23 protein-coding genes, 1 tRNA gene and 3 pseudogenes are annotated in these 21694 nt (G+C 63.3%); 14 read left to right on the forward strand and 13 right to left on the reverse strand.

The genetic code is table 11. The annotated features are described in order from the left end of the window. The first annotated feature begins 18 nt into the window (after nt 1-18). Nucleotides 19-765, forward strand: a complete 747-nt coding sequence (locus ACZ5KU_RS22575) for a 3-oxoacyl-ACP reductase family protein (RefSeq protein WP_054062950.1) — start codon at nt 19-21, stop codon at nt 763-765. Here the strand turns inward: ACZ5KU_RS22575 and ACZ5KU_RS22580 are convergent. After that, nucleotides 755-1666: a LysR family transcriptional regulator gene (locus ACZ5KU_RS22580; protein WP_464736298.1), complete on the reverse strand. Its 912-nt coding sequence runs from the start codon at nt 1664-1666 to the stop codon at nt 755-757. The two genes, ACZ5KU_RS22575 and ACZ5KU_RS22580, sit on opposite strands and share 11 nt — an antisense overlap. 105 nt (nt 1667-1771) lie before the next feature. Here ACZ5KU_RS22580 and ACZ5KU_RS22585 point away from each other — a divergent pair, with 105 nt between their 5' ends. Further along, nucleotides 1772-2965: an MFS transporter gene (locus ACZ5KU_RS22585; protein ID WP_054062952.1), complete on the forward strand. Its 1194-nt coding sequence runs from the start codon at nt 1772-1774 to the stop codon at nt 2963-2965. An 84-nt stretch (nt 2966-3049) separates the two neighbouring features. Here the strand turns inward: ACZ5KU_RS22585 and ACZ5KU_RS22590 are convergent, their stop codons facing one another. After that, nucleotides 3050-3754 carry an HAD-IA family hydrolase gene (locus ACZ5KU_RS22590; protein ID WP_054061472.1) on the reverse strand — a complete coding sequence of 235 codons (705 nt, stop codon included), beginning with the start codon at nt 3752-3754 and terminating at the stop codon, nt 3050-3052. Nucleotides 3755-4012: 258 nt separating this feature from the next. On the opposite strand from ACZ5KU_RS22590, the gene ACZ5KU_RS22595 reads away from it, so the two are divergent. The 3 genes and pseudogenes from ACZ5KU_RS22595 to ACZ5KU_RS22605 all read left to right on the forward strand — a co-directional run bounded on the left by ACZ5KU_RS22595 (nt 4013) and on the right by ACZ5KU_RS22605 (nt 5187). Continuing rightward, nucleotides 4013-4312 (forward strand): DUF6388 family protein, encoded by a 300-nt coding sequence (locus ACZ5KU_RS22595; RefSeq protein ID WP_054061473.1) that lies wholly within the window; start codon nt 4013-4015, stop codon nt 4310-4312. Nucleotides 4313-4400: 88 nt separating this feature from the next. Continuing rightward, a pseudogene (locus ACZ5KU_RS22600) lies at nt 4401-4741 on the forward strand (hypothetical protein). A gap of 65 nt (nt 4742-4806) precedes the next feature. After that, nucleotides 4807-5187 carry a hypothetical protein gene (locus tag ACZ5KU_RS22605; protein ID WP_054062953.1) on the forward strand — a complete coding sequence of 127 codons (381 nt, stop codon included), beginning with the start codon at nt 4807-4809 and terminating at the stop codon, nt 5185-5187. A gap of 22 nt (nt 5188-5209) precedes the next feature. Here ACZ5KU_RS22605 and ACZ5KU_RS22610 read toward each other — a convergent pair whose 3' ends face one another. Then, entirely contained in the window at nt 5210-5470 is a 261-nt protein-coding gene (locus ACZ5KU_RS22610; protein ID WP_054061476.1) for a DUF1652 domain-containing protein, read from the reverse strand. Nucleotides 5471-5787: 317 nt separating this feature from the next. Here ACZ5KU_RS22610 and ACZ5KU_RS22615 point away from each other — a divergent pair, with 317 nt between their 5' ends. Beyond that, on the forward strand, nt 5788-6048 hold the full coding sequence (locus ACZ5KU_RS22615) for a hypothetical protein (protein ID WP_054060399.1): 261 nt from the start codon (nt 5788-5790) through the stop codon (nt 6046-6048). Here ACZ5KU_RS22615 and ACZ5KU_RS22620 read toward each other — a convergent pair whose 3' ends face one another. Then, entirely contained in the window at nt 6049-6567 is a 519-nt protein-coding gene (locus ACZ5KU_RS22620; protein WP_054060400.1) for a DUF4142 domain-containing protein, read from the reverse strand. It abuts the gene before it with no gap. Between the two features lie 174 nt (nt 6568-6741). Continuing rightward, on the reverse strand, nt 6742-7152 hold the full coding sequence (locus ACZ5KU_RS22625) for a hypothetical protein (RefSeq protein ID WP_464736299.1): 411 nt from the start codon (nt 7150-7152) through the stop codon (nt 6742-6744). Nucleotides 7153-7274: 122 nt separating this feature from the next. Between ACZ5KU_RS22625 and ACZ5KU_RS22630 the strand changes: the two genes are divergently transcribed. Further along, on the forward strand, nt 7275-7769 hold the full coding sequence (locus tag ACZ5KU_RS22630; protein WP_054060402.1) for a DUF1543 domain-containing protein: 495 nt from the start codon (nt 7275-7277) through the stop codon (nt 7767-7769). 7 nt (nt 7770-7776) lie between these two features. Here the strand turns inward: ACZ5KU_RS22630 and ACZ5KU_RS22635 are convergent, their stop codons facing one another. Beyond that, nucleotides 7777-8694, reverse strand: coding sequence for a LysR substrate-binding domain-containing protein (locus ACZ5KU_RS22635; RefSeq protein WP_054060410.1), 918 nt, complete (start codon nt 8692-8694; stop codon nt 7777-7779). A 119-nt stretch (nt 8695-8813) separates the two neighbouring features. Between ACZ5KU_RS22635 and ACZ5KU_RS22640 the strand changes: the two are divergent. Together ACZ5KU_RS22640 and ACZ5KU_RS22645 are read left to right on the forward strand one after the other, a co-directional pair. Further along, a pseudogene (locus ACZ5KU_RS22640) lies at nt 8814-9448 on the forward strand (LysE family translocator). Between the two features lie 257 nt (nt 9449-9705). Continuing rightward, entirely contained in the window at nt 9706-10656 is a 951-nt protein-coding gene (locus tag ACZ5KU_RS22645) for an alpha/beta fold hydrolase (protein ID WP_054060404.1), read from the forward strand. 173 nt (nt 10657-10829) lie between these two features. Here the strand turns inward: ACZ5KU_RS22645 and ACZ5KU_RS22650 are convergent, their stop codons facing one another. The 3 genes from ACZ5KU_RS22650 to ACZ5KU_RS22660 all read right to left on the reverse strand — a co-directional run bounded on the left by ACZ5KU_RS22650 (nt 10830) and on the right by ACZ5KU_RS22660 (nt 11734). After that, a complete protein-coding gene (locus ACZ5KU_RS22650; protein ID WP_464736300.1) occupies nt 10830-11186 on the reverse strand; it encodes a hypothetical protein in 357 nt (118 codons plus the stop codon). Further along, nucleotides 11187-11360 (reverse strand): hypothetical protein, encoded by a 174-nt coding sequence (locus tag ACZ5KU_RS22655; RefSeq protein WP_160319894.1) that lies wholly within the window; start codon nt 11358-11360, stop codon nt 11187-11189. Between the two features lie 284 nt (nt 11361-11644). Then, nucleotides 11645-11734 (reverse strand) — tRNA-Ser (locus ACZ5KU_RS22660). A gap of 318 nt (nt 11735-12052) precedes the next feature. Here ACZ5KU_RS22660 and ACZ5KU_RS22665 point away from each other — a divergent pair. The 3 genes from ACZ5KU_RS22665 (at nt 12053) to ACZ5KU_RS22675 (ending at nt 14762) form a co-directional block, all read left to right on the forward strand. Further along, nucleotides 12053-12742 carry a crotonase/enoyl-CoA hydratase family protein gene (locus ACZ5KU_RS22665; protein WP_054062957.1) on the forward strand — a complete coding sequence of 230 codons (690 nt, stop codon included), beginning with the start codon at nt 12053-12055 and terminating at the stop codon, nt 12740-12742. Nucleotides 12743-12920: 178 nt separating this feature from the next. Further along, on the forward strand, nt 12921-13646 hold the full coding sequence (locus ACZ5KU_RS22670) for a lysophospholipid acyltransferase family protein (protein WP_273826238.1): 726 nt from the start codon (nt 12921-12923) through the stop codon (nt 13644-13646). A gap of 144 nt (nt 13647-13790) precedes the next feature. Continuing rightward, nucleotides 13791-14762, forward strand: coding sequence for a magnesium and cobalt transport protein CorA (locus tag ACZ5KU_RS22675; protein ID WP_054060408.1), 972 nt, complete (start codon nt 13791-13793; stop codon nt 14760-14762). A gap of 73 nt (nt 14763-14835) precedes the next feature. On the opposite strand, the gene ACZ5KU_RS22680 is transcribed toward ACZ5KU_RS22675, so the two are convergent. The 3 genes and pseudogenes from ACZ5KU_RS22680 to ACZ5KU_RS22690 form a co-directional block, all read right to left on the reverse strand. Further along, on the reverse strand, nt 14836-15564 hold the full coding sequence (locus tag ACZ5KU_RS22680) for an amidotransferase (protein ID WP_054060409.1): 729 nt from the start codon (nt 15562-15564) through the stop codon (nt 14836-14838). A gap of 106 nt (nt 15565-15670) precedes the next feature. After that, a pseudogene (locus tag ACZ5KU_RS22685) lies at nt 15671-17809 on the reverse strand (3-hydroxyacyl-CoA dehydrogenase NAD-binding domain-containing protein). Nucleotides 17810-17828: 19 nt separating this feature from the next. Further along, nucleotides 17829-19034: an acetyl-CoA C-acetyltransferase gene (locus ACZ5KU_RS22690; RefSeq protein ID WP_464736301.1), complete on the reverse strand. Its 1206-nt coding sequence runs from the start codon at nt 19032-19034 to the stop codon at nt 17829-17831. Between the two features lie 561 nt (nt 19035-19595). Between ACZ5KU_RS22690 and ACZ5KU_RS22695 the strand changes: the two genes are divergently transcribed. Together ACZ5KU_RS22695 and ACZ5KU_RS22700 are read left to right on the forward strand one after the other, a co-directional pair. Continuing rightward, a complete protein-coding gene (locus ACZ5KU_RS22695) occupies nt 19596-20072 on the forward strand; it encodes a rhodanese-like domain-containing protein (protein WP_054062960.1) in 477 nt (158 codons plus the stop codon). Between the two features lie 9 nt (nt 20073-20081). Next, on the forward strand, nt 20082-20891 hold the full coding sequence (locus tag ACZ5KU_RS22700; RefSeq protein WP_464736302.1) for a cytochrome c: 810 nt from the start codon (nt 20082-20084) through the stop codon (nt 20889-20891). Nucleotides 20892-21183: 292 nt separating this feature from the next. Here ACZ5KU_RS22700 and ACZ5KU_RS22705 read toward each other — a convergent pair whose 3' ends face one another. Next, complete coding sequence (locus ACZ5KU_RS22705) at nt 21184-21522, reverse strand: ribonuclease E inhibitor RraB (RefSeq protein ID WP_054059946.1); 339 nt, start codon at nt 21520-21522, stop codon at nt 21184-21186. Nucleotides 21523-21694: the final 172 nt, after the last annotated feature.

Raw genomic sequence — 21694 nt, forward strand, 5'->3', positions numbered from 1 at the left:
TGAACCTTGGAGAACGAAATGAGCGAACAACACCTGAGCGGTAAAGTGGCCCTGGTCCAGGGCGGTTCCCGTGGCATCGGCGCGGCCATCGTCAGGCACCTGGCGGCCCAGGGCGCCGCCGTAGCCTTCACCTACGTGAGCTCCGCGGCCAAGGCCGAGGAACTGCGCGACAGCGTCATCGCCAGCGGCGGCAAGGCCCTGGCGATCCACGCCGACAGTGCCGACGCCGACGCGGTGCGCCAGGCGGTCACGAACACCGTCGAGGCCTTCGGTCGCCTGGATATCCTGGTCAACAATGCCGGCGTGCTGGCGATGGGACCGCTGGAAGCATTCAGCCTGGAGGATTTCGACCGAACCCTGGCCATCAACGTGCGCAGCGTCTTCGTCGCCACCCAGGAAGCCGCACGGCACATGGGCGACGGCGGCCGGGTCATCAACATCGGCAGCACCAACGCCGAACGCATGCCGTTTGCCGGTGGCGCCACCTATGCGATGAGCAAATCGGCACTGGTGGGGCTGACCAAGGGCCTGGCCCGCGACCTCGGCCCCCGTGGCATCACCGTGAACAACGTGCAGCCAGGGCCGGTGGACACCGACATGAACCCGGCCAACGGCGACTTCGCCGACAGCCTGCTGGCACTGATGGCCAGCGGTCGCTATGGCAACGTCGATGAGATCGCCAGCTTCGTCACCTACCTGGCGGGGCCGCAGGCGGGCTATATCACCGGCGCCAGCCTGACCATCGACGGTGGCTTCAGCGCGTGACCTGCACGGGGCTGCCGGGGTGTTCCCGGCGGCCCAGCGCCTGCTCCAGCAACACCAGAAACGCCGCCGCCGCCGGCGTCGGCCGATGGGACCAGACCGCGTACAGGTGCCGTGACGGTGCGTCGTACACCGGCACCGTCACCACGCCACTGAAGCCCTCGGCAATCCGGCTCGGCACCAGGCCCAGCGCCAATCCACGCCGGACGAACTCGCCCACCAGCATCACGTTACCCGCCTCGAACTGCACCCGGTGCCGCAATCCGGCCGCGGCAAAGGCCTCGTCGGTCTGCCGGCGCCCGGCGGTGCCGGCCTGGAAGTCCACCAGCGGCTGGTCCTCCAGTTTCGCCAACGGCAGGCACTCGTAGCTGGCCAGTGGATGGCCGGGCGGCACCACCGCCACCAGTTCCTCCTCGGCCAGCAGGCGCATCGCCAGCCCCTCGATCTTCTCCCCCGGCCACAGGCCGACGAAGGCCAGGTCCAACCGACGCTCGCGGACATCCGCCATGAGCAGTTCGCTCTTGCTCATGTTCAGGTGAATATCCACCTGTGGGTAAAGCCCGTGAAACCGCGCCAGCAATTCCACCAGATCGACCTCGGTCAGCGACGAGATCTTGCCGATGGACAGGCTGCCGCGCACCTCCCCCGACACCGCCGCCACCTCGGCGACAATCCGCCGGGTCGCCTCCAGCGCCGGTCGGGCGCCGCGCACGAAGGCCTCGCCAGCGGCGGTCAGCCGGACCTTGCGCGAACTGCGCTCGAACAGCGGCGTGCCCAGGTGTTCCTCCAGCCGGGCGATCTGATGGCTGAGCGCCGACTGGACGATATGGCAACGCTCCGCCGCCCGGGTAAAGCTGCCCTCGTCCGCCACTGCCAGGGCGTATTCGATCTGCTTCAGGTTCATCGCCTGTATCTCGTTTGCAGATGGATAAAATGAAAACAATGCATTGGCGTCATGCTAAGACATTCCGAATACTCCGCACACCCAGATCACACAACGAGACAGGCAATGTCCGACACACCGAACAAACCCTTGAGTACTGCCCTGATCCTGCTGATGGCCACCGCAACCGGCCTGGCCGTGGCCAGTAACTATTACGCCCAGCCACTGCTGCACACCATCGCCCAGCAACTGGGCCTGAGCATGGCCACCGCCGGGACCATCGTCATCACCGCCCAGTTGAGCTACGGTGCCGGCCTGTTGCTGCTGGTGCCGCTGGGCGATCTGTTCGAGCAGCGCCGGCTGATCGTGGTGATGACCCTGATCAGCGCCATCGGCCTGCTGATCAGCGCCTTCGCACCGGGCCTGCCCTGGCTGCTGCTGGGCACCGCTCTGACCGGGCTGTTCTCGGTGGTGGCCCAGGTGCTGGTGCCGATGGCCGCCAGCCTGACGCCACCGGAGCAACGTGGACGAGTCGTCGGCACACTGATGAGCGGCCTACTGCTGGGTATCCTGCTGGCGCGCACGGCGGCCGGAGCGCTGTCATCGTTCGGCGACTGGCGCGCCATCTATCTGCTGGCTGCCGGGCTGATGTTCGTCTGCGCCCTCGCCTTGTCCCGGGCCCTGCCGCACCACCGGCAGAATGCCGGGCTGAGCTATCCGGCCCTGCTCGGCTCGGTGTTCCGGCTGTTCGTCGAGGAACCGGTGCTGCGTCTGCGGGCGGTCCTGGGTCTGCTGAGCTTCTGCCTGTTCGCGCTGTTCTGGACGCCGTTGGCGTTCCTGCTGGCGAATCCTCCCTACGGCTATTCGGATGGCGTGATCGGCCTGTTCGGCCTGGCCGGTGCCGTCGGCGCCATGGCCGCCAACCTCGGCGGGCGCATGGCCGACCGCGGCAAGGGCGAATTCGCCACCACTATCGGCCTGCTGGCGCTGTTGCTGTCCTGGCTGCCGCTGGGGTTCGCCGGGCACTCGCTGGTGGCGCTGCTGGTCGGGGTGCTGGTACTCGACTTCGCCGTGCAACTGGTGCACGTGAGCAATCAGAACGCGGTCTTCAAGGTGCGCCCGGCGGCGCGCAACCGCCTGAATGCCGGCTACATCACCTGCTACTTCGTCGGCGGCGCACTGGGCTCGCTGCTGGGGGCGCAGCTGTGGGGGCCCTATGGCTGGAACGGGATCGTCGTCGCCGGCGGGCTGATCTCGGCGCTGGCGCTGGGGATCTGGGCCTGGGTGCAGCGGCGGATCGGGGCGACGGTGTCGGCCTGATCCGGACGCGGCCGCGGCGAAGAACGATAACGAGGTCTTGCCGATAAAGACGCGTCGCCTTCTTCGCGGCGGAAAACGCCCCAGTCAGGCACTGGCCCAGTCGATCGCCGGCAACCCCATCGGCTCCAGGGCAAAGTGCTTGAGCGAAGTCACCACCCGGTCCGCATGGTGATACTTCTCCACCGCCATCGCCGGGTCAGGTACCGCCACCGCGTACATCCCGGCCGCCTTCGCCGCCGTCACCCCGAATGGCGAATCCTCGAACACCAGGCAGTCCTCGGCCGCCACGCCGAGGCGGCTGGCGGCCAGCAGGAAGATATCCGGCGCCGGCTTGGCCTGGCCCACCTGCGGGTCATCGGCCGTGACAATGGTGTCGAACAGGGCGAACCACTCGCGATGCCGGGTGGTCTTGAGCTCGAACGAGCCCCGCGAGGAACTGGTCCCCACCGCAATCGGAATGTTGTGCGCCGACAGATGGCGCACCAGCGCCTCGGCACCGGCCATCGACCCGGCCAGGGGGAAGCGTTCGCGCATCAGCGGCTCACGCACCGCAAGAAACTCCTCGGGGCTGATCGGCAGGTCCATGGCCTCCACCACATAACGCGCCAGGTCGCCCGCGCCGCGACCGATGATGTTCTGCTTGTGACTCCAGTCGAAGCGACGGCCATAACGACCGACGATGATCTGCGTAACCTCCGAGTAGATACCCTCGGTGTCGAGCAGCAAACCGTCCATGTCGAAAATCACGGCCTTTATCGGGCCCGGGGAAGCAAAATCAGCAGCAGTCATCGCATCCGATCCGTATACAGGAAGTTGAATTCAGGGCGGCTCAGGTGCGGCCAGGGAAGTGCAAGCGTCGCAGAGCCGGGTGATTGTTTCCATCGTTGAATGACGCGGTGATGTCCATCCGCGAAAAAAGCGTTATTGCCCCCCCCCATGCAACGAGCACGCAGACGCGCAAATTTGAGCAGTCATTTTCCCTGTGGCGCACTATCATGTCCGCAGTTTTCCAGGCCCGTGGCCATCGTATCGCACAGAGACGCCAGCATGATCCCCAAAGAATCCCGCAGCGAGGTCGCCCTCGCCAAGTTCCTCGACGCCAACCCGCATCTGCGCGAAGAGACCCAGGGCCTGAGCCCGACCGAACAGCAGCAGCAATTTCAGTGGGCCTTCGAGGACGAAGCGCAAAACCAGGGCATCGAACCCTGGGAACTGACGCTGCAACTGATCGCCGAAAACCCGCAGGAACTGCAGGCCATGCGCCTGGAAGTGCACCGTGAAGTGGCCGAGGCACTGGGCATGGACTGGGACGAATACTGCTCGTTCAACGATATTTGCGAAGACTGAACCCCCGCCATTCGTCGATTCACCGGCACCAACAGCCGCCAAGCAAGGCCCAAGATCAGGTAAGGACTCTCGAACGAGGAGACTGACCATGATTTCATCAAGACTTGCGACGCTGCTGTTGACCGGTCTGTTGTCATCGGTATCCCTGGCGAGTTTCGCCGCGCCATCCACGACCGGGCCGACCAACCCGGTACAGGAACCCAAGCCGCCCCAACTGCCCGGCGGTATCAACCCCGACAATGGCAGCGTGATCAAGAACGGCGCCCTGCCCCCGGCAACGGTATCGACCCGCGCAACCAGGGCAACGACACCGGGCGCCAGGGCGGCATGAACACCGATGGCAATGGCCCCATCGGCGACGGCCACGTCCCGGGCTCCGGCAACAAGGGAATGGGGTCCAGCGGAACCGGCGGTTCCGGTACCCCGTAGATCCTCGACGGCGCCGTCGCGCTCCGTCGGTGCCCTTGCGTCCACTCACGTCAAGGAGTCAGAAAATGCCACGAGCCAGCAAAGCCAAATACACCGCCGCGCAAAAGCGCCAGGCGGCTCGTATCGAATCCAGCTATGAAGAAAGAGGCCTGCCGCAAGCACAGGCCGAGGCGCGCGCCTGGGCCACCGTCAACAAGCAGTCGGGCGGTGGCGAGCGGGCCGGCGGCTCGGGTCGCAACAAATCCGATACGGCCAAGGCCAGGGCCCGCTCGGACTCGGCGAAACGCGCGGCGGCCAGTCGTCAGGGCCATCCCCGCGACAGCCAGGCTTCACTGCAGACCCAGAGCAAGGCCAGCCTGTTGCAGGAAGCCCGCGCCCGACACATCGTCGGACGCTACAGGATGAGTAAGCAGGAACTGATCGAGGCCTTGCACAAGGCGGCCTGATCCGCAGAGGAAAGGGTGGCTGCTAGCCGGCCACCCGCGAAGTACGCGCCGAAGACGCCTGGTTGCTCTGCAACTCCGCGCGCAACTCGGCCACCAGGTTGGCGATGGCCCTGGCGCTGGTCAGGGTGTTGCTGGAAATCCCCGTCACCAGCAGGTCCACTCTACCGGTCGGTTCGTCGAAGACCTTTACCGTCAGCGATGAATCAGGCGCCACTGTGCACTGGCAGCGCAGGGGCAGGAAGCCGAGCTCGATGATGTTGCGCAGTTCAAGAATGGAAATCACGTCTATACATCCTTTTGAAGTGACAAGATACACGGGCATTCATTGCCCGTCTGTGAGCCTAGGCTATGTATGAAATCGCTTGAAACTTGGTTATGCGGCGTTAAAAACCGGCTCGGAATGCTCATTGACAACCACTCAACTGCGCTTCCTCGCCGGTTTTTGCCTTGCCTAACCTGCGTTTCAAACAATTTCGTACACAGCCTAGCAGGCCCGAGCCGTCAGATTTGGCGTAACATGAACTTACATTCTTGTAACACGACGCGAGAGGGGATTCTATCCTTTTGAGTGGACTGCCCACCGGACATGGAGCCTTTGGAATGGACACACTGAGCAAGTCGGAAATCGAGGCCGAACTGGCCTCCCGTTTGCCCAGCTACGAAGTCGAATGCACGCTGCATTCCGATGGAACCCTGTCGGCGATCCTCAGTGGCCCCAATGCCGATCACTTCGCCGTGACCGGCATCGTCCGGGCCGACTACCGCGGGCGCGAATCCCTGGCCCGGTTGGCCAGGGAAATCCTCGAGGAAATGGTCCTGTCGCGCCAGGGCAGCAAGACCAGTCGACTGCAGCGGCTGTGATCAGTCGCCCTTGTGATGACTCATTTCCAGTTTCCTGGCCATGTCCAGGTGCATGCGCAGCTTGGGCAAGGTCTGCTCGGCGAACGCCTTCAGTTCGGGCGACTGCGACTGGCTGGCCTCGTCCTCGTACAGCTTGATGGCTTGTTCATGGGCCTTGATCTGGTTGGCCACGTACGCGACGTCGAATGACTCGCCTTCCTGCACCTGCAACATCAGTTTCCTGGCCCGGTCCATGATTTGCGCATCGGAGGCCATCGGCAGGTCGTGCTTGCTGGCGATGGCCTTGAGGTCGCGATTGGCGTCGGTATGATCCTTGATCATTTCCACGGCGTAGCTGTTGATATCCGTGGCGGACGTCTTCTGGATCGCCAGGCGGCTGGTTTCGATCTCGGCGATACCGGCCGCCGAAGCGCTGTCGATAAACTCGGCCGGGGTCTGCGCCTGTACCTGGGTGGCCAGGCTGGCGCCGAGGATCAGGCTGAAAAACATCGGGCGTAGTCGTGGGGCCTTTCGGCTCATGGCTGTCCTCCTGTTGAAAAACCGTGCTCTACCGGGTTGTGAATTCCCCAGGCGGCAAAGGTTTAGAAAAAACTGCACGACAGCGACGAACGGCGGGCCAAAAAAAGCCCGCGGGAGGGCGGGCAAGGGAAGCTTTTGAACGAGCGATCACACTATATCCGCCGCGCGAAACCGTCACAGTGAAAGAATTTTCATCTTCCGCGTGGCTTGCCGCAGGTAATGGCAATTCCCTTCCAGACCAAGGCGCCCAGGCACCGGCAAAGGCGGCGGGGCGTCATTTCCAGCTCCTTGGGTCGACACAATTGCACAATTTTTCATGGAGGTTTCACCGAAGATATCGCCTATAAAAGGCCGGTAGCCACCGGAAACATCACCATGACTGCCCCCCGCTTTTTTCTCACCTATCCCGCTTCCCCACGCCATTTCGCCCTGTTGGACCAGAACGGCATCTGCCTGGCTTTCAAGAGCTGCCGAACCCGGCCGCAGAATGGCAACTGGGTCGATGTCGAGGAGGTTTGCCTGGCCTGGCTGCATCGGCCACTTCCCGCCAGCGCCCCCAAGCACACGGGTAATCGCGAGGAGCATTGAGCACCTCCCTCCTGGGGTGCCGCCCTTGGGGCAAGCTTCTGTCCGAGCAACTGCGACATAATGGCAGGCACGCTGGAAAAACGGCGCGGACCGCGCCGATCTCTCAAAAAGGAACAGAAATGTTGTGGGTGGTGATGCTGGGCGGAAAACATCCCCGGGCCAAGATAGAAGTACATGATGTCGCCTTCGTCCGTGCCGACAGCCTGGCGGCGAGCTATCCGCAGTTGCGCCAGGACTGGTTCGGCAGCCAGAAGGGCCTGCATATCGATGCCTGGATGCGGGTCGATGGCGTCGAGCGCTGGAAGGTCGGCTTCAGCGACCTGGCCCCCGCGCCCGGCTCGCCACGGCTGTTCTTCATCAATCTTGGCGGCTATGAGGCCGGGGTCTATGGCGAGGCCCACCGGTATCTGCTGGTGGTTGCCGAAAACAGCGAGCAGGCCAAGGCCAAAGGCAAGCGGCAGATGCTCCGCGAGTGGGAAAAGCCCCACACCGACGCCCTGCTCGACGTCGACGACTGCCTGCCGATCGACCAGGTGGGCGGGCGTTATGTCGAGCTGCTGGAAGCACCGCACCGGGGTATCGTGCAGGGCAACGACTACATCGTCCTGCCCTGACCCTGGCTCAGAGAAATTCGATCTGCGGCAGTTCCAGCTGCGGCAATTCGCCATTGAGGAAATCGCGGAACGCCAGGATCCGCTCCTTGCGCAGGCTGCCCTTGAGCCAGACCAGGTAGTAGCTGTCGCCGGTACCGACGGCGGTCATGAACGGCAAGGCCAACAGGCCGTCACGCACATCCTCCAGCACCAGGCCAAGGTCGGCGATCGATACGCCGTGACCGCGCATCGCCGCGGATATGCCCTGGTCGAGGGTACCGAACACCTTGCCGCGGTCGAGCCGGACCCGTTCGTCGAGATCGAGGCGGCGCAACCAGCGACGCCAGTCCCGGCGATCCGCCGACGGGTGGATCAGTTCGTGGTGCTCCAGGGTTTCCAGGCTCCACGGCTCCGAGCCCAGGGCCTTGCTCGAGCAGATGGGAATCAGCCACTCGTCAAACAGCTTGCAGCATTCGGTCTGCGCCCCGAAATGCCCATCGCCGAGCAGGATCGCGCAATCGTAGGGCTCGGCGTAGAAGTCCACGCTGTCGATGTCCATCCACACGCTGGACAATTGCACCGGCAGCCCGGGTTCCACCGTCTTGAGTTTCTCCAGCACCTGCAGCAGCCAGCGCATGGTCAGGCTCGACGGTGCCTTGAGGCGCAGGTGACTGGCATTGGCCCGAAACGGCAGACAGGCGTCCTCGATCAGCTTGAAGCCGGCCTTGAGCTCCTGGGCCAGGCCTTGCCCGGCGTCGGTCAGTTGCAGTTTGGGGCCCTTTCTCTCGAACAGATGGCAGCCGAACAACTCTTCCAGATTACGGATATGCCGGCTGATGGCACTCTGGGTCAGCGACAGTTCCTCGGCCGCCCGGGTGAACGAGCAGGAACGCGCCGCCACCTCGAAGGCACGCAGGGCATAGAGCGGGGGGATACGTTCGGCCATGAAGACACCAAGCATGATTAATAATCATAGTTGGTCACAGATTTATCCATTTTTCAAACCGCCCGTGTCGCCTCAGGCTTGGCGTCCTCGAATCCCCGTACAAAGGCGACATCCCTGCCATGAACTTCTCGCTACTGCTGCTCTACGTGCTCAGCGTTGCCCTGCTGATCGTCACCCCGGCCCGGTGGTCGCCCTGGCGATCAACACCAGCCTGAAGGCTGGCACCGGCCGCGCCATGCTCACGGTGCTCGGCACCAATGGCGCCTCGCTGATGCTCGCCCTGCTGGCGGTACTGATCCTGGCCGGCAGCCTGTCGCTCAACGAACACCTGCTGAACCTGGTGAGCTTCATCGGCTGCCTGTTCATCGGCCATCTGGGCCTTCAGGGGCTCAAGGACGCCCTGCGCACACCAGTGGACGACACCGTGCAGCAACCGCTGCCCAGTTCCCGCAGCGGTTTCCTCAAAGGTTTCCTGGTGGGTATCTCCAACCCCAAGGACATTATCTTTTTCGTGTCCTTCTTCCCGCAGTTCATCCAGATCACGCCTTCGTTCGGCCACAGCGCACTGCTGCTGACCGTACTCTGGGCCCTGGTCGACTTCATCATCCTGGGTCTGTACATCCACCTGGCCAACCGGATGTTCTCTGCCCGACACAAGGCCAAGGTGACTTTCGCCTCCAGCCTGGTACTGCTGCTGGTGGCAATCTTCGGTGCCGGCTACGCCGCCCGGTCGATGCTGGTGGCCCTGCATTGAAAGGCGTGTTTCAGTCATCATTCGATCAATGAATGATGATTAGCGCCATTCCGCGTTTCTGCTAATGTCCTGTCTCGGGAATAAGTTCTCTTTTAGCGAGTGGCTTGGGTGTTCGGCCAAGGCGCCGCGACGAGTCATAGCAGGGCTATGGCGAGGAGCGGCAACGCCGGCCGGGCGCCCAGGACGCCGCCAAAAGGGCACAGCCTATTTCCGAGACAGGACACTAGGGTCGATACGTCCGATCAGGAGCCCACGGGATGAACGCACTCGAACAGCACAGCTTGTCCGTCAACGGCATCACCCTGAGCGTACATGTGGCAGGTCCCCAGGAGGGTCGGCCGGTCTGGCTGCTGCACGGCTTCCCGGAGTGCTGGCACTCCTGGCGCAAGCAGGTACCGGCGCTGGTTCAGGCCGGTTACCGGGTCTTCGTCCCGGAAATGCGCGGCTACGGCCGCAGCAGCGCACCGCCGGACAGCGCAGCCTACGCATTACTGACCCTCTGTGGCGACATCCAGGCCGCCATGCAGGCCTTCGCTCACGAGCAGGTCGCCATGATCGGCCACGACTGGGGCGCACCGGTAGCCTGGCACCTGGCGCTGCTGGAGCCGCAGCGGGTCCGGGCCCTGGTGACGTTGTCGGTGCCCTTCGCCGGCCGTTCCAAACGCCCGGCCATCGAAAGCATGCGCGAGTTCTTCGCCGATCGCTTCAACTACATTCTCTACTTCCAGCAGCCGGGTGTTGCCGAGCAGGAACTGGATGCGGACATCGATCGCACCCTGCGAACCTTCATGGGCGATACCGAGGTGTTCCTGCAGAGCAAGCCGGCCGACGCCAGGCTGTTTGACGGCGTGAACATGCCCTCGGCACTGCCGCACTGGTGCACGGAAAAAGACTTCGAGGCCTATCGCCAGACCTTCACCGGCAAGGGCTTTCACGGCGCTCTGAACTGGTACCGCAACTTCGAACGCAACTGGCAAGAGACCGAGTTCCTGGCCGGGGCCCAGGTACTGCAACCGACACTGTTCATGGTCGGCGACCGCGACCCGGTCGGTGCCCTGGAAGCGCATACGATCAAGCGCATGCCCACCGTGGTGCCCCATCTGGAACAACAGGTGCTGGAGGATTGCGGGCACTGGATCCAGAACGAAAAGCCCGAGGAGGTGAATGCGGCGTTGCTGGATTTTCTTGGGAGGAACTACACCCAGTAAAACACGCCTAGGCTGTGTACGAAATTGTTTGAAACGCAGGTTAGGCAAGGCAAAAACCGGCGAGGAACGGCCGGGGTCGCGCCCGACTTTACTGGAGTAAATGAGCATTCCGAGCCGGTTTTTAACGCCGCATAACCAAGTTTCAAGCGATTTCGTACATAGCCTAGGGAAACTCAGGGGAGTTTCGACGAGACAGCAGGCTCGGAATGAACACTTTTCCCCGAATACCTCTTGAGCCCCGAAGGAGAAAGAACCTCTCCACAAACGAACAGTAACCCCAGAAATCCCGCAATGCTCAGAGATGCCCTCGAGGCAATGGCAGCATGCATGAAGTCGCTCGAAAAGCTCGCACCCACCATCAGGCAGAAGGGAAACAACGAAGCGCCGTTGAGCAGTGAGGCAATCGAGTCCGTCGCCGTAATCTGCCGCCTGCAGCGCCATTGCTGGACAAAGCTTATCAACACACAGACTGCCGCGATGATCAGCGTGATGCCTTCACTGCCGATTTCGTGGCCGAAGGCACTGATCATTCAGGCAATCGCCAGAACCTTGATGGCGACAAAGGCAACACTGGCCCCGACAGCGCCCGCCAGCCATTCACCAGCAGCGGAGTCTCCCGTGCCAAACAGTACATTCGCAACCGCGATCCCCAGCAAGGCACCGGAAAGGACGAGTCGCGGAGTCTTCAGGTCAGGCATGAACATGGAGATTGCTCCCGTGGCGAGCCGTCGAGAGTCGCGGCTCAATGGGTTCAGAATGACTTATTTCCCGGCTGGCGTCCCGATCAAAAGCGGCCGTGCCCGAGCAAATTGTTTGTCGGTATTACGATTTGGAAAGGTTTACCTGAGCAGGTAGGGAAAAGCCGAGGGAACTGTCAGTGATTAGGCTGACTACCGCAGAACACGGATTCACCCGACCAACTTTCCAGCCCCAGAAACACAAAACCCCTGGCTTCTTGAGAGAGCCAGGGGTTCTGCTATATCGAATTTGGCGGTGAAGGAGAGATTCGAACTCTCGATACAGTTTCCTGTATACACACTTTCCAGGCGTGCTCCTTAAGCCACTCGGACACTTCACCGTATCTCGTCAAACCGATTCAGTCTGTCGAGGCGCGCTAATGTAGTCGAAAGCGTTCCCGATGGCAAAGGTTTTTTTCAGAATTTTCATGCGGTTAAGTCAAATAGCCGATTTTCCGCCATGGGCGCTCCCATCGATCAGGGCAAACCCGCCAATCTCCGGCCCGGCTCGCCGCCTTCGACCCGGCTGGAGCGGACGCCTGGCGCCCGCCCGCGCCGCGTCCCGGTGGCAAAGCCTGACTCACCAGTCAGTCACGACGCTTTACCTGCCTCGTGCGGCTGGGTAACGTCTGCTGCACTTCTTTATAAGGAATTACGTCATGAGTGAATTGATCTCCTACCACCTCGACGACGGTATCGCGACCCTGACCTTGAACAATGGCAAGGTCAACGCCATTTCCCCGGACGTGATTGCCGCCTTCAACGCTGCCCTGGATCAGGCCACCGCCGACCGTGCCGTGGTGATCATCACCGGCCAGCCCGGCATCCTCTCCGGCGGCTACGACCTGAAAGTGATGACCGCCGGGCCCAAGGAGGCCGTCAGCCTGGTGACCGCCGGCTCCACCCTCGCCCGCCGGCTGCTGTCCCACCCGTTCCCGGTGATCGTCGCCTGCCCCGGCCATGCCGTCGCCAAGGGCGCCTTCCTGCTGCTGTCGGCCGACTATCGCCTGGGTGTCGACGGCCCCTTCAGCATCGGCCTGAACGAAGTGCAGATCGGCATGACCATGCACCACGCCGGTATCGAGCTGGCCCGTGACCGGCTGCGGCGCTCGGCCTTCCACCGCTCGGTGATCAATGGCGAGATGTTCTCGCCGAAAGATGCGGTGGATGCCGGCTTCCTCGACAAGCTGGTCGCCCCGGAAGATCTTCGGGAAGCCGCGCTGAACGCCGCCCGGCAGTTGAAGAAGATCAACATGAACGCGCACAAGAAGACCAAGCTGAAAGTGCGCAAGGAACTGCTGGAAACCCTGGACAACGCGATCATCCTCGACCAGGAACACCTGAACTGATCCGCACGACGCATTGCGCCCTGCAGCCCGGCTTCGTGCCGGGCTTTTTCTTGCCCGTCCAGGCCGTCTCGCCACGGTTTCCCGGCCGCCCTCCGCCAATAACCCGCGCCAGCGGATTGATTGCCGAATCCAGTGTACAACCGTACACTGCTTGCCTTTTGTCAGGGAAGCTCGCCAGATGCTGTTCGTATTACGCATGTCATTGATGGGGCTGCATTTCCTGCTGGCCGGTCTGCTCGGCCTGCTGCTGGTGCTCTGCCGCCCCTTCAACCCGGACAACAGCCGGCTATGTGCCCGCTTCTATGCCAGGCCGGCCATGCGCATCCTGGGCCTGAAGCTCAGGGCCGAGGTCGAGTCCCTGCAGGGTCAATCGCAAAGCGGCGTGATCATCGCCAACCACCAGTCCAACTACGACCTGTTCGTGTTCGGCAATGTGGTGCCCCGGCGCACGGTCGCCATCGGCAAGAAGAGCCTCAAGTGGCTGCCGTTTTTCGGCCAGATCTTCTGGCTGGCGGGCAATGTGCTGATCGACCGCGGCAACGCCTACAAGGCCCGCCGGGCGATACGCACCACCACCGATACCCTGCAGCACAAGGATACGTCGATCTGGGTGTTTCCCGAGGGCACCCGCAACCGCGGCCAGGCGCTGCTGGCGTTCAAGAAAGGCGCGTTCCAGATGGCAATCGCCGCCGGTGTGCCGATCGTGCCGGTGTGCGCCAGCACTTATGTCCGACACATGCGCCTGAACCGCTGGAACAGCGGCCAGGTGATGATCCGCTCGCTGCCGGCGATTCCCACCGCGGGGCTGACCTCGGAAGACATACCGAAGCTGATGGCGCAATGTCGGGAACAGATGCGCGAGTGCATCGAGGCGCTGGATCGGCAGGTGCAGGCCGAGCCCTGAGCGTCGTCGCTATGGGAATACATTGTCGGGGCCGGCTCCGACAGGGGACCGAGCCTTGTGCAAGGCATCGCCATCTCCTGGAGAGAGGCCAGGCAGGCTAAGCTGCAACTTGTCTTTCCCCCTCAAGAAGAAGCGATCAGCATTATGGGTAGAGTCGTTGCGGCCGCGGTCTACAGCGCCGGCAAGAAAGTCACCAATATCACCCTCGACGAAGGTGCCGCCTGGGCGGCAAAGCCGGGACATTTCGTCTGGATCGGCCTGGAAGAGCCCAACGCCCAGGAACTGGCCAACCTGCAGAAACAGTTCAACCTGCACGAACTGGCCATTGAGGATGCCCTGGAAAAGCACAGCCGACCGAAGCTGGAAACCTTCGGCGACGCGCTGTTCATCGTCACCTATTCGCCGATCCGCAACGAGGGCAGGCTGGAGTTCATCGAGACCCACATCTTTGCCGGCAAGGGCTACATCATCACCTGCCGCAATGGGCATTCGAAATCCTACGCCCATGTCAGACAGCGCTGCGAAGCCCGTCCGCTGCTGCTGGAGCATGGTGAAGACTTCGTACTCTATGCCCTGCTGGACTTCGTGACCGAGAGTTACCAGCCGGTCAGTGAAGCCATTCATGCCGAAATCGACGAACTGGAAAAGAACGTACTGTGCAGCACGCTGAACGAGGGCGACATCCAGCGCATCCACCACCTGCGCCGGGACGTGCTGCGCCTGCGCCGCCACGTGGCGCCGATGGTCGAGATCAGCGAAGAGGTCTCGCGCCTGGCCTTCCCGTTCATCGACAAGAACATGCGTCCGTATTTTCGCGACGTGCAGATCCACGTGACCCGGCAGATGGAAGACCTGGCGACGCTGCGCGATATCGCCAGCCAGACCATCGAGATCGGCGCGCTGCTGGAGTCGACCCGGCAGAGCATCGTGCAGCGCAAGTTCGCTGCCTGGGCGGCGATCCTGGCGTTTCCCACCGCGGTGGCGGGGATCTACGGGATGAACTTCCAGAACATGCCGGAACTGAGCTGGCACTACGGCTACTTCGCCGTGCTCGGGGCGATTGCGGTCGGCTGCACGGCGTTGTGGGCCAGCTTCAAGCGCTCAGGCTGGTTGTGAAGTCAAAGGCTTCGCGGGCCAGCCCGCTGCCACAGGGACTTGTGTCGCCTGCAACTCACCGTGGGAGCCGGGATCAGGCGGATCCGGCCTGCGGCTTGTGCGCGACGAAGCGCATCATCCACTCCGCCACCGTGGTGCCGTGGTGTTCCTGGTCCAGGCTGGCGACGCCCTTGGCATAGAGGGTCTCGCCGAGGTTCTCCTGGCGGATGTCCAGCAGGGCCCGCGAGTAGTCATGGATGAACTCCGGATGCCCCTGGAAGCACAGCACCTGGTCGTTGATGTGGTACGCCGCGTAAGGGCAGAAATCGCTGCTGGCGATGACCGTGGCATTCTCCGGCAGTTCGGTGACCTGGTCCTGGTGGCTGATCAGCAAGGTCAGTTCTTCGCGCACCGGGCTCATCCAGGGGGCTTTCGCGGCCAGCTTGTACTGATGGATGCCAACGCCCCAGCCCTGGTGGGCACGCTCGGTCCTGCCGCCCAGCAGCAACGCCAGCAACTGGTGGCCGAAGCAGATGCCCAGCAGCTTGTCGCCACGCTCGTAGCGGTTCAGCAGGTAGGTCTTGAGGGTCTGGATCCACGGGTCGCTGCCGAAGGAGTCGGCCTTGCTGCCCGTCACCAGGTAGGCGTCGAAGGTCAGGTCGTCACTCGGATAGTGGCCCTGCATCACGTTGTAGATACTGAACTCGGCAGTGATCGGCTGGCGGGAGAACAGACGCTCGAACATCTTCCCATACCCCTGATACTGCTCGACCAGCTCTGGACGCAGGACATCGGTTTCCAGAATGCAGATGTGTAACGACATAAAAGTACCTGACGCGAAAGACCAAAGAGTGAGGCCTGAGCCTGCCTTGAAACCTGTATTCAAGGCAAGCCCGGAACGCGCCTGCGCCAGGCGTGGTTCAGTTGCCTCAGAACCGCTCGTCCCTGGCGGCCTTGTCCAGCAATAGCGCCGGTGGCGCGAAACGCTCGCCGTACTGTTCGCTCAGGTAGCGGGCCCGGGCAACGCAGTTCGCCAGGCCGTACTGGTTGATGAACTGCAAGGCGCCGCCGCTCCAGGCGGCAAAGCCGATACCGAGGACCGAGCCGACGTTGGCATCGGCCGTCGACTGCAGCACGCCCTCCTCCAGGCAGCGCACGGTTTCCAGGGCCTGTACGAAGAGCAGGCGGTCGCGCACATCCTGGGGCGAAATCCGCCGTTCGGGGTTCTCGAAATGCCGCTTCAGGTCCGGCCACAGGTGTTTCTGCCCGCCCGCCGGATAATCGTAGAACCCGCCACCACCGGCCTTGCCGGGGCGCCTGTACTCCAGCAGCGCATCGATCACCGCGTAGGCCGGGTGACTGGGCGGCACCTTGCCTTCGGCCTGCAGGTCCCGGGCGGTCTGCTGGCGGATGTGGCTCATCAGGCTCAGCGACACCTCGTCGGAAACCGCCAGCGGCCCGATCGGCATACCGGCCTTGCGCGCCTCGGTTTCGATCATCGCCGCCGGGATTCCCTCGCCGAGCATGGCAATGCCTTCATGGGTAAAGGTGCCGAACACCCGCGAGGTGAAGAAGCCGCGGCGGTCATTGACCACGATCGGCGTCTTGCGGATCTGCTGGACGAAATCGAAGCCGCGGGCCAGGGTTTCGTCGCTGGTCTGCGCGCCCCGGATGATTTCCACCAGCGGCATCTTCTCCACCGGGCTGAAGAAATGCAGGCCGATGAACCGGTCCTGGCGCGCTACTGCCGTAGCCAGGCCGGTGATGGGCAGGGTCGAGGTGTTGGAGGCGATCACGGCCTCGCTGCCCACCACCCGTTGTGCGGCCGCCGAGACCCTGGCCTTGAGTTCACGGTCCTCGAACACCGCCTCGATGATCAGGTCGCACCCGGCCAGGTCGTCATCCGTCCCGGTCGGCCGGATGCGCGCCAGGATCGCTTCGCGTTGTTCGCCGCTCAGCTGGCCACGGGCGACCTTGCTGTCCAGCAACGCCGCCGAGCGGGCCTTGCCCTGCTCGGCCACGGCCAGGCTGACGTCCTTGAGCACCACCTCGATCCCGGCGACGGCGCTGACATGGGCGATACCCGCGCCCATCATCCCCGCCCGAGCACGCCGACCTTGCGGGTGACATGGAGGGCAAATCCCCCGGGGCGGGAACCGCCGGCATTGATCTCGTTCAACTGGAACCAGAAGGTCCCGATCATGTTCTTCGCCACCTGGCCGGTGGCGAGTTCAGTGAAATAGCGGGTCTCGATCAGGTGCGCGGTATCGAAGTCGACCTGGGCCCTTCCACCGCCGCACAGAGAATTTTTTCCGGGGCCGGCAGGCAACCCTGGGTCTTGCTGCGCAGGATCGACGGGGCGATGGCGAGCATCTGCGCCACCTTGGGCTCGGAGGGGCTTCCCCCGGCAGTCGATAGCCCGGCAGATCCCAGGGCTGGCGGGCCGCCGGATGCTCGACGATCCAGGCCCGGGCCTTGGCCAGCAGCTCGTCGACGTCGCCCGCCAACTCGCCGACCAGGCCGGCCTGCAGCGCCTGCCGGGCGCCAACCTTCCGACCTTCGAGCAGGTACGGCAGCGCCTTCTCCAGGCCCAGCAGGCGCACCATGCGCACCACCCCGCCACCGCCCGGCAGCAGGCCCAGGGTCACTTCCGGCAAGCCCAATTGCACGGCCTTGTCGTCCAGGGCGATGCGGTGCTGGCAGGCCAGGCAGACTTCCCAGCCACCGCCCAGCGCAGCACCATTGATGGCCGCCACCACCGGCCGCTCCAGGGTTTCCAGGGCGCGCAACTGGGCCTTCAGTTCGCGTACGCCGTCCTGGAAAGCCTGCGCATCCGCCGGTGTGACCCTGATCAGTTCATTGAGATCGCCCCCGGCAAGGAAGGTGGGCTTGGCCGAAGTGATGATCACCCCGGCCAGATCCTCGCGCTCGGCGGTGAGGCGCGCCACGCAGGCGGCCATGGCCTGGCGATAGGCGGCATTCAGGGTGTTGGCCGTCTGGCCGGGCATGTCCAGGGTCAGGACGACGATCCGGTCGGCCCCCTTTTCGTAGCGAATGGCATCCGTCATGGCAGGTTTCCCGATCGGTTCAAAGGCGTTCGATAATGGTGGCGATCCCCATGCCGCCACCGACGCAAAGCGTTGCCAGCCCATGGCGCAACTGCCTTGCCTCCAGCTCGTCGAGCAGCGTGCCGAGCATCGCGCAACCGGTGGCCCCCAGCGGATGCCCCAGGGCAATCGAGCCGCCATTGACGTTGACCTTGTGCGGATCGACCGCCATGTCCCTGATGAACTTGAGCACCACCGAGGCAAAGGCTTCGTTGACCTCGAACAGGTCGATGTCGCCGATCTGCAGGCCGGCCTTGGCCAGCGCCTTGCGGGTGGCCGGTGCGGGGCCGGTGAGCATGATGGTCGGATCGGTGGCGGTGACCGCACTCGCCACGATCCGCGCCCGCGGCCGCAGGCCCAGTTCACGGCCCTTGTCGGGCGAACCGATGAGCATCAGCGCGGCGCCATCGACAATCCCGGAACTGTTGCCCGGGGTATGCACATGGCGGATCCGCTCGACATGGCTGTAGACCCGCAGGGCCGTGGCGTCGAAGCCCATCTGCCCGATCGCCTCGAAACTCGGCCTGAGTTGCCCCAGGCCCTCGAGGGTCGAATCGGCCCGGATGAATTCGTCATGGTCGAGCAGGACCAGGCCGTTCTGGTCCATAACCGGCACCAGGGACTTGCGGAACGCCCCCGCGGCCCTCGCCCGTGCGGCCTTCTGCTGCGACTGCAAGGCGAAGCCGTCGACATCCTGGCGACTGAAGCCTTCCAGGGTGGCGATCAGGTCCGCGCCAATCCCCTGGGGCGTGAAGTGACAATGCAGATTGGTCTGTGGATCGAGCACCCAGGACCCGCCATCGCTGCCCATCGGTACCCGCGACATGGACTCGACGCCACCGACCACCACCAGGTCCTCGAAGCCCGAACGGACTTTCATCGCGCCCAGGTTCACCGCTTCCAGGCCCGAGGCGCAAAACCGGTTGACCTGCACCCCGGCAACGCTGACATCCCAGTCCGCCACCAACGCCGCCGTCCTGGCGATATCGGCCCCCTGGTCACCCACCGGCGTCACGCAGCCGATCACGAGGTCGTCCACTTCGCGGGTATCGAAGCCGTTGCGCTGCTGCAACGCCGTGAGCAACCCGGCCAGCAGGTTCACCGGCTTGACACTGTACAGGGCGCCACCGGCCTTGCCCTTGCCCCGGGGCGTACGCACCGCATCGAATATCAGAGCCTCTGTCATGACGTCCTCGAACCGTTCGGGTGGAGAAAAAGCCGCGCTCCCACCTTAGGCCCGGCCCGCCAGGATTCAATGACCGAAGCGCTCATCGGCCTTGACCCTCACGCTCGGACGAACGGTAGTGTGCTAAGCGCTTGACCGGTTGAGTGCTTGCAGGTGTCTAGCCAAAGGCCCGCTAGCCAGCTGGCCATATGCCTCATGTCTTTTTTAAATAAAATTTTGCTAAACACATGGCAAAGAGTTCTAAGCCAAGTGTGACGCGGGCCCTAAGGTTATTCCTGTGGAGTTGCCGCCGGGTTTTGCCGGGGCACCAACACCGAGTCATCGAGTCGTATTTCAGGAATAACAACAAAAGGCAGTCAGCCATGTTCAAGCACTCGAAAGTCCGCCAGGCCGGTTTGATCCTATTCGCCACCACCTTGTTGCTCATCCTGCCGAACCTCACCAGGTTGGCCGGTTAGAGCCTGTGGCGCTTTTTCACAAAACCGAATTCTCTCCCCGGTCAACTACCGGGGTTCGGTTTTGTGTGCCAATCTTGAGCCATGACTTGATGGAGACAAGCTCATGCGCCACTGGATCGCCGCCGCCCTGACAGCCACGGCACTGCTCGGCAGCTTCCACGCCCAGGCCGGGATCATTGATGTGAACCGCGCGGTCGACGAAATCCGCGACGGTGCACTGATCCTCGACCTGCGCAACAACAGCGACTTCGCCGCCGGCAATATCCACAACTCCCTGCAGGTGGACCTGACCCTGGAAGACGGCACCGGCATCAGTGCCGAAGGCCTGGCCTACCAGTTGCGCCTGGTGGTACTCGACCCGAACGCCACCGTGGTGATCTACAGCGACACCAACCAGCACGCCCTGGAAGCCGAGGACACGCTGATCCGGCGTGGCTACTTCGGCATCGTCAATGGCGGCAACTACAGCGAACTGCGCGATGCGCTGTTCGATCATGTCGAGGACACCCCGACCTGGGTCTTCGACAATGACGACGATATCGCCGACCAATCCAACCCCACCACCGCCCCGATCGAATAAGACCCACGAATGAAACGCCTGATCCTGCTGACCACCGCCCTGCTCTGCAGCCAACTGCATGCCGCCCAACTCACCCTCGACCTCGGCTCCGGCCCCCGGACCTGGGAGACCGAGGCGCTGCTGGCCCATCCCAAGGCACAGACCATCACCATCGACGACGATGTCTCCTACAAACGCCAGATGACCTATCGTGCGGTGCCGATAGCCGTGCTGCTGGACGGCGTCAAGCCTGACGATCACCTGCAGGCCGTGGCGCTGGACGGGTTCGCCGCCGAAATGAGCGCTGCGCCGCTGCTCGGCAAAAGTGGCGCCCAGGCCTGGCTGGCGGTGGAAGACCCGGCCAGCCCCTGGCCGCCACTCGCCGAGGGCAAACCGGGCGCCGGGCCGTTCTACCTGGTGTGGACGCATCCGGAAGCCGGACACATCAGCCCCGAACAATGGCCTTTCCAGGTCGCCAGTATCCAGCGCCTGGCCCCGGTGGCGCAGCGTTTCCCGGCGTTGCTGCCGGCCCCCACGCTGGCGGCCAACGACCCGGTGAACCAGGGCTTCGCGCTGTTCCAGAAAAACTGCCTGGCCTGCCACACGCTCAACGGCGCGGGCGATGCGCAGGTGGGACCGGACCTGAACGTGCCGTACAGCCCGACCGAGTACTTCGCCGAAGGCTATCTCAAGCGTTACATCCGCGACCCGCAGAGCCTGCGCCACTGGCCACAGGCAAAGATGCCGGCGTTCGCCCCGGCGGTGCTGCCGGACAGCGACCTCGATCTGCTGGTGGGCTATCTCAGGCACATGGCCCAGCGCAAGGTGCCAGTGCAATAAGCAGGCTTTTGGCTATCACCTACATAGCCAGAGTTGATTTCCGCCTGGGAGAGAGCTGGCGGATAATCCCCCCATCAAGCCGGCCAGGGCGACAAGCACCGCCCAGGCGACTTGCCCCCTTTTGCCAGGCGCCAAGCGGCGTCTGCCCGTGGATCGACCGATACCTCGTCCGCGCCCCCTGCTTCCCATTCGGCCACCCTCTGCGGTGGCCTTTTTTTGCGCCCACCCTACGCCGAAAACAAAAACGGCCGACCCACAGGTCAGCCGTCGTTTGAGGGAGAATTCCGTACGTTCAGTTGCGCGCACGGACCGGATGCTTGACACCCCAGCCTTCGATCACGCCGCCCAGCGGTTCGACCACCGCCCCGAAGTCGTGCTCGAAGTCATCGATGCCGCCATAGGTGGCGTACATCACCTTGCTCAGTTCCAGATACCAGGCACCGTCGTCCCTGGGGCTGACCTGAGCGTTCAGGGATTCACCACGAAACTGACCTGCAGCCCTGCGCGCCCGCTCCTCGTCCGGGAAAACCGCATAGAACTCGATGGGATGGATACGTGCGAAATCAAAACCGCCTTCTTTCATGCGGCGCAGCACCTGGCTGCTGATGTCTTCTTGATAGGCTGTGCTCATGAAACGTCCTCCTCAGCAAGCGTTGGATAGACTTTCCGCGATCCCGGGCCGTGCACCCACGGTGCCGGCAGCGCGACGGATGGCCGTCGCCGGGAAACAAGCATGTAGCTGACAAGATCAGACCACCTTAGCGAATCTCTCGCTGATCTCGATTGCAGAGTAGCGTGATGCC

It is taken from the genome of Pseudomonas sp. Tof1, from assembly GCF_055390395.1.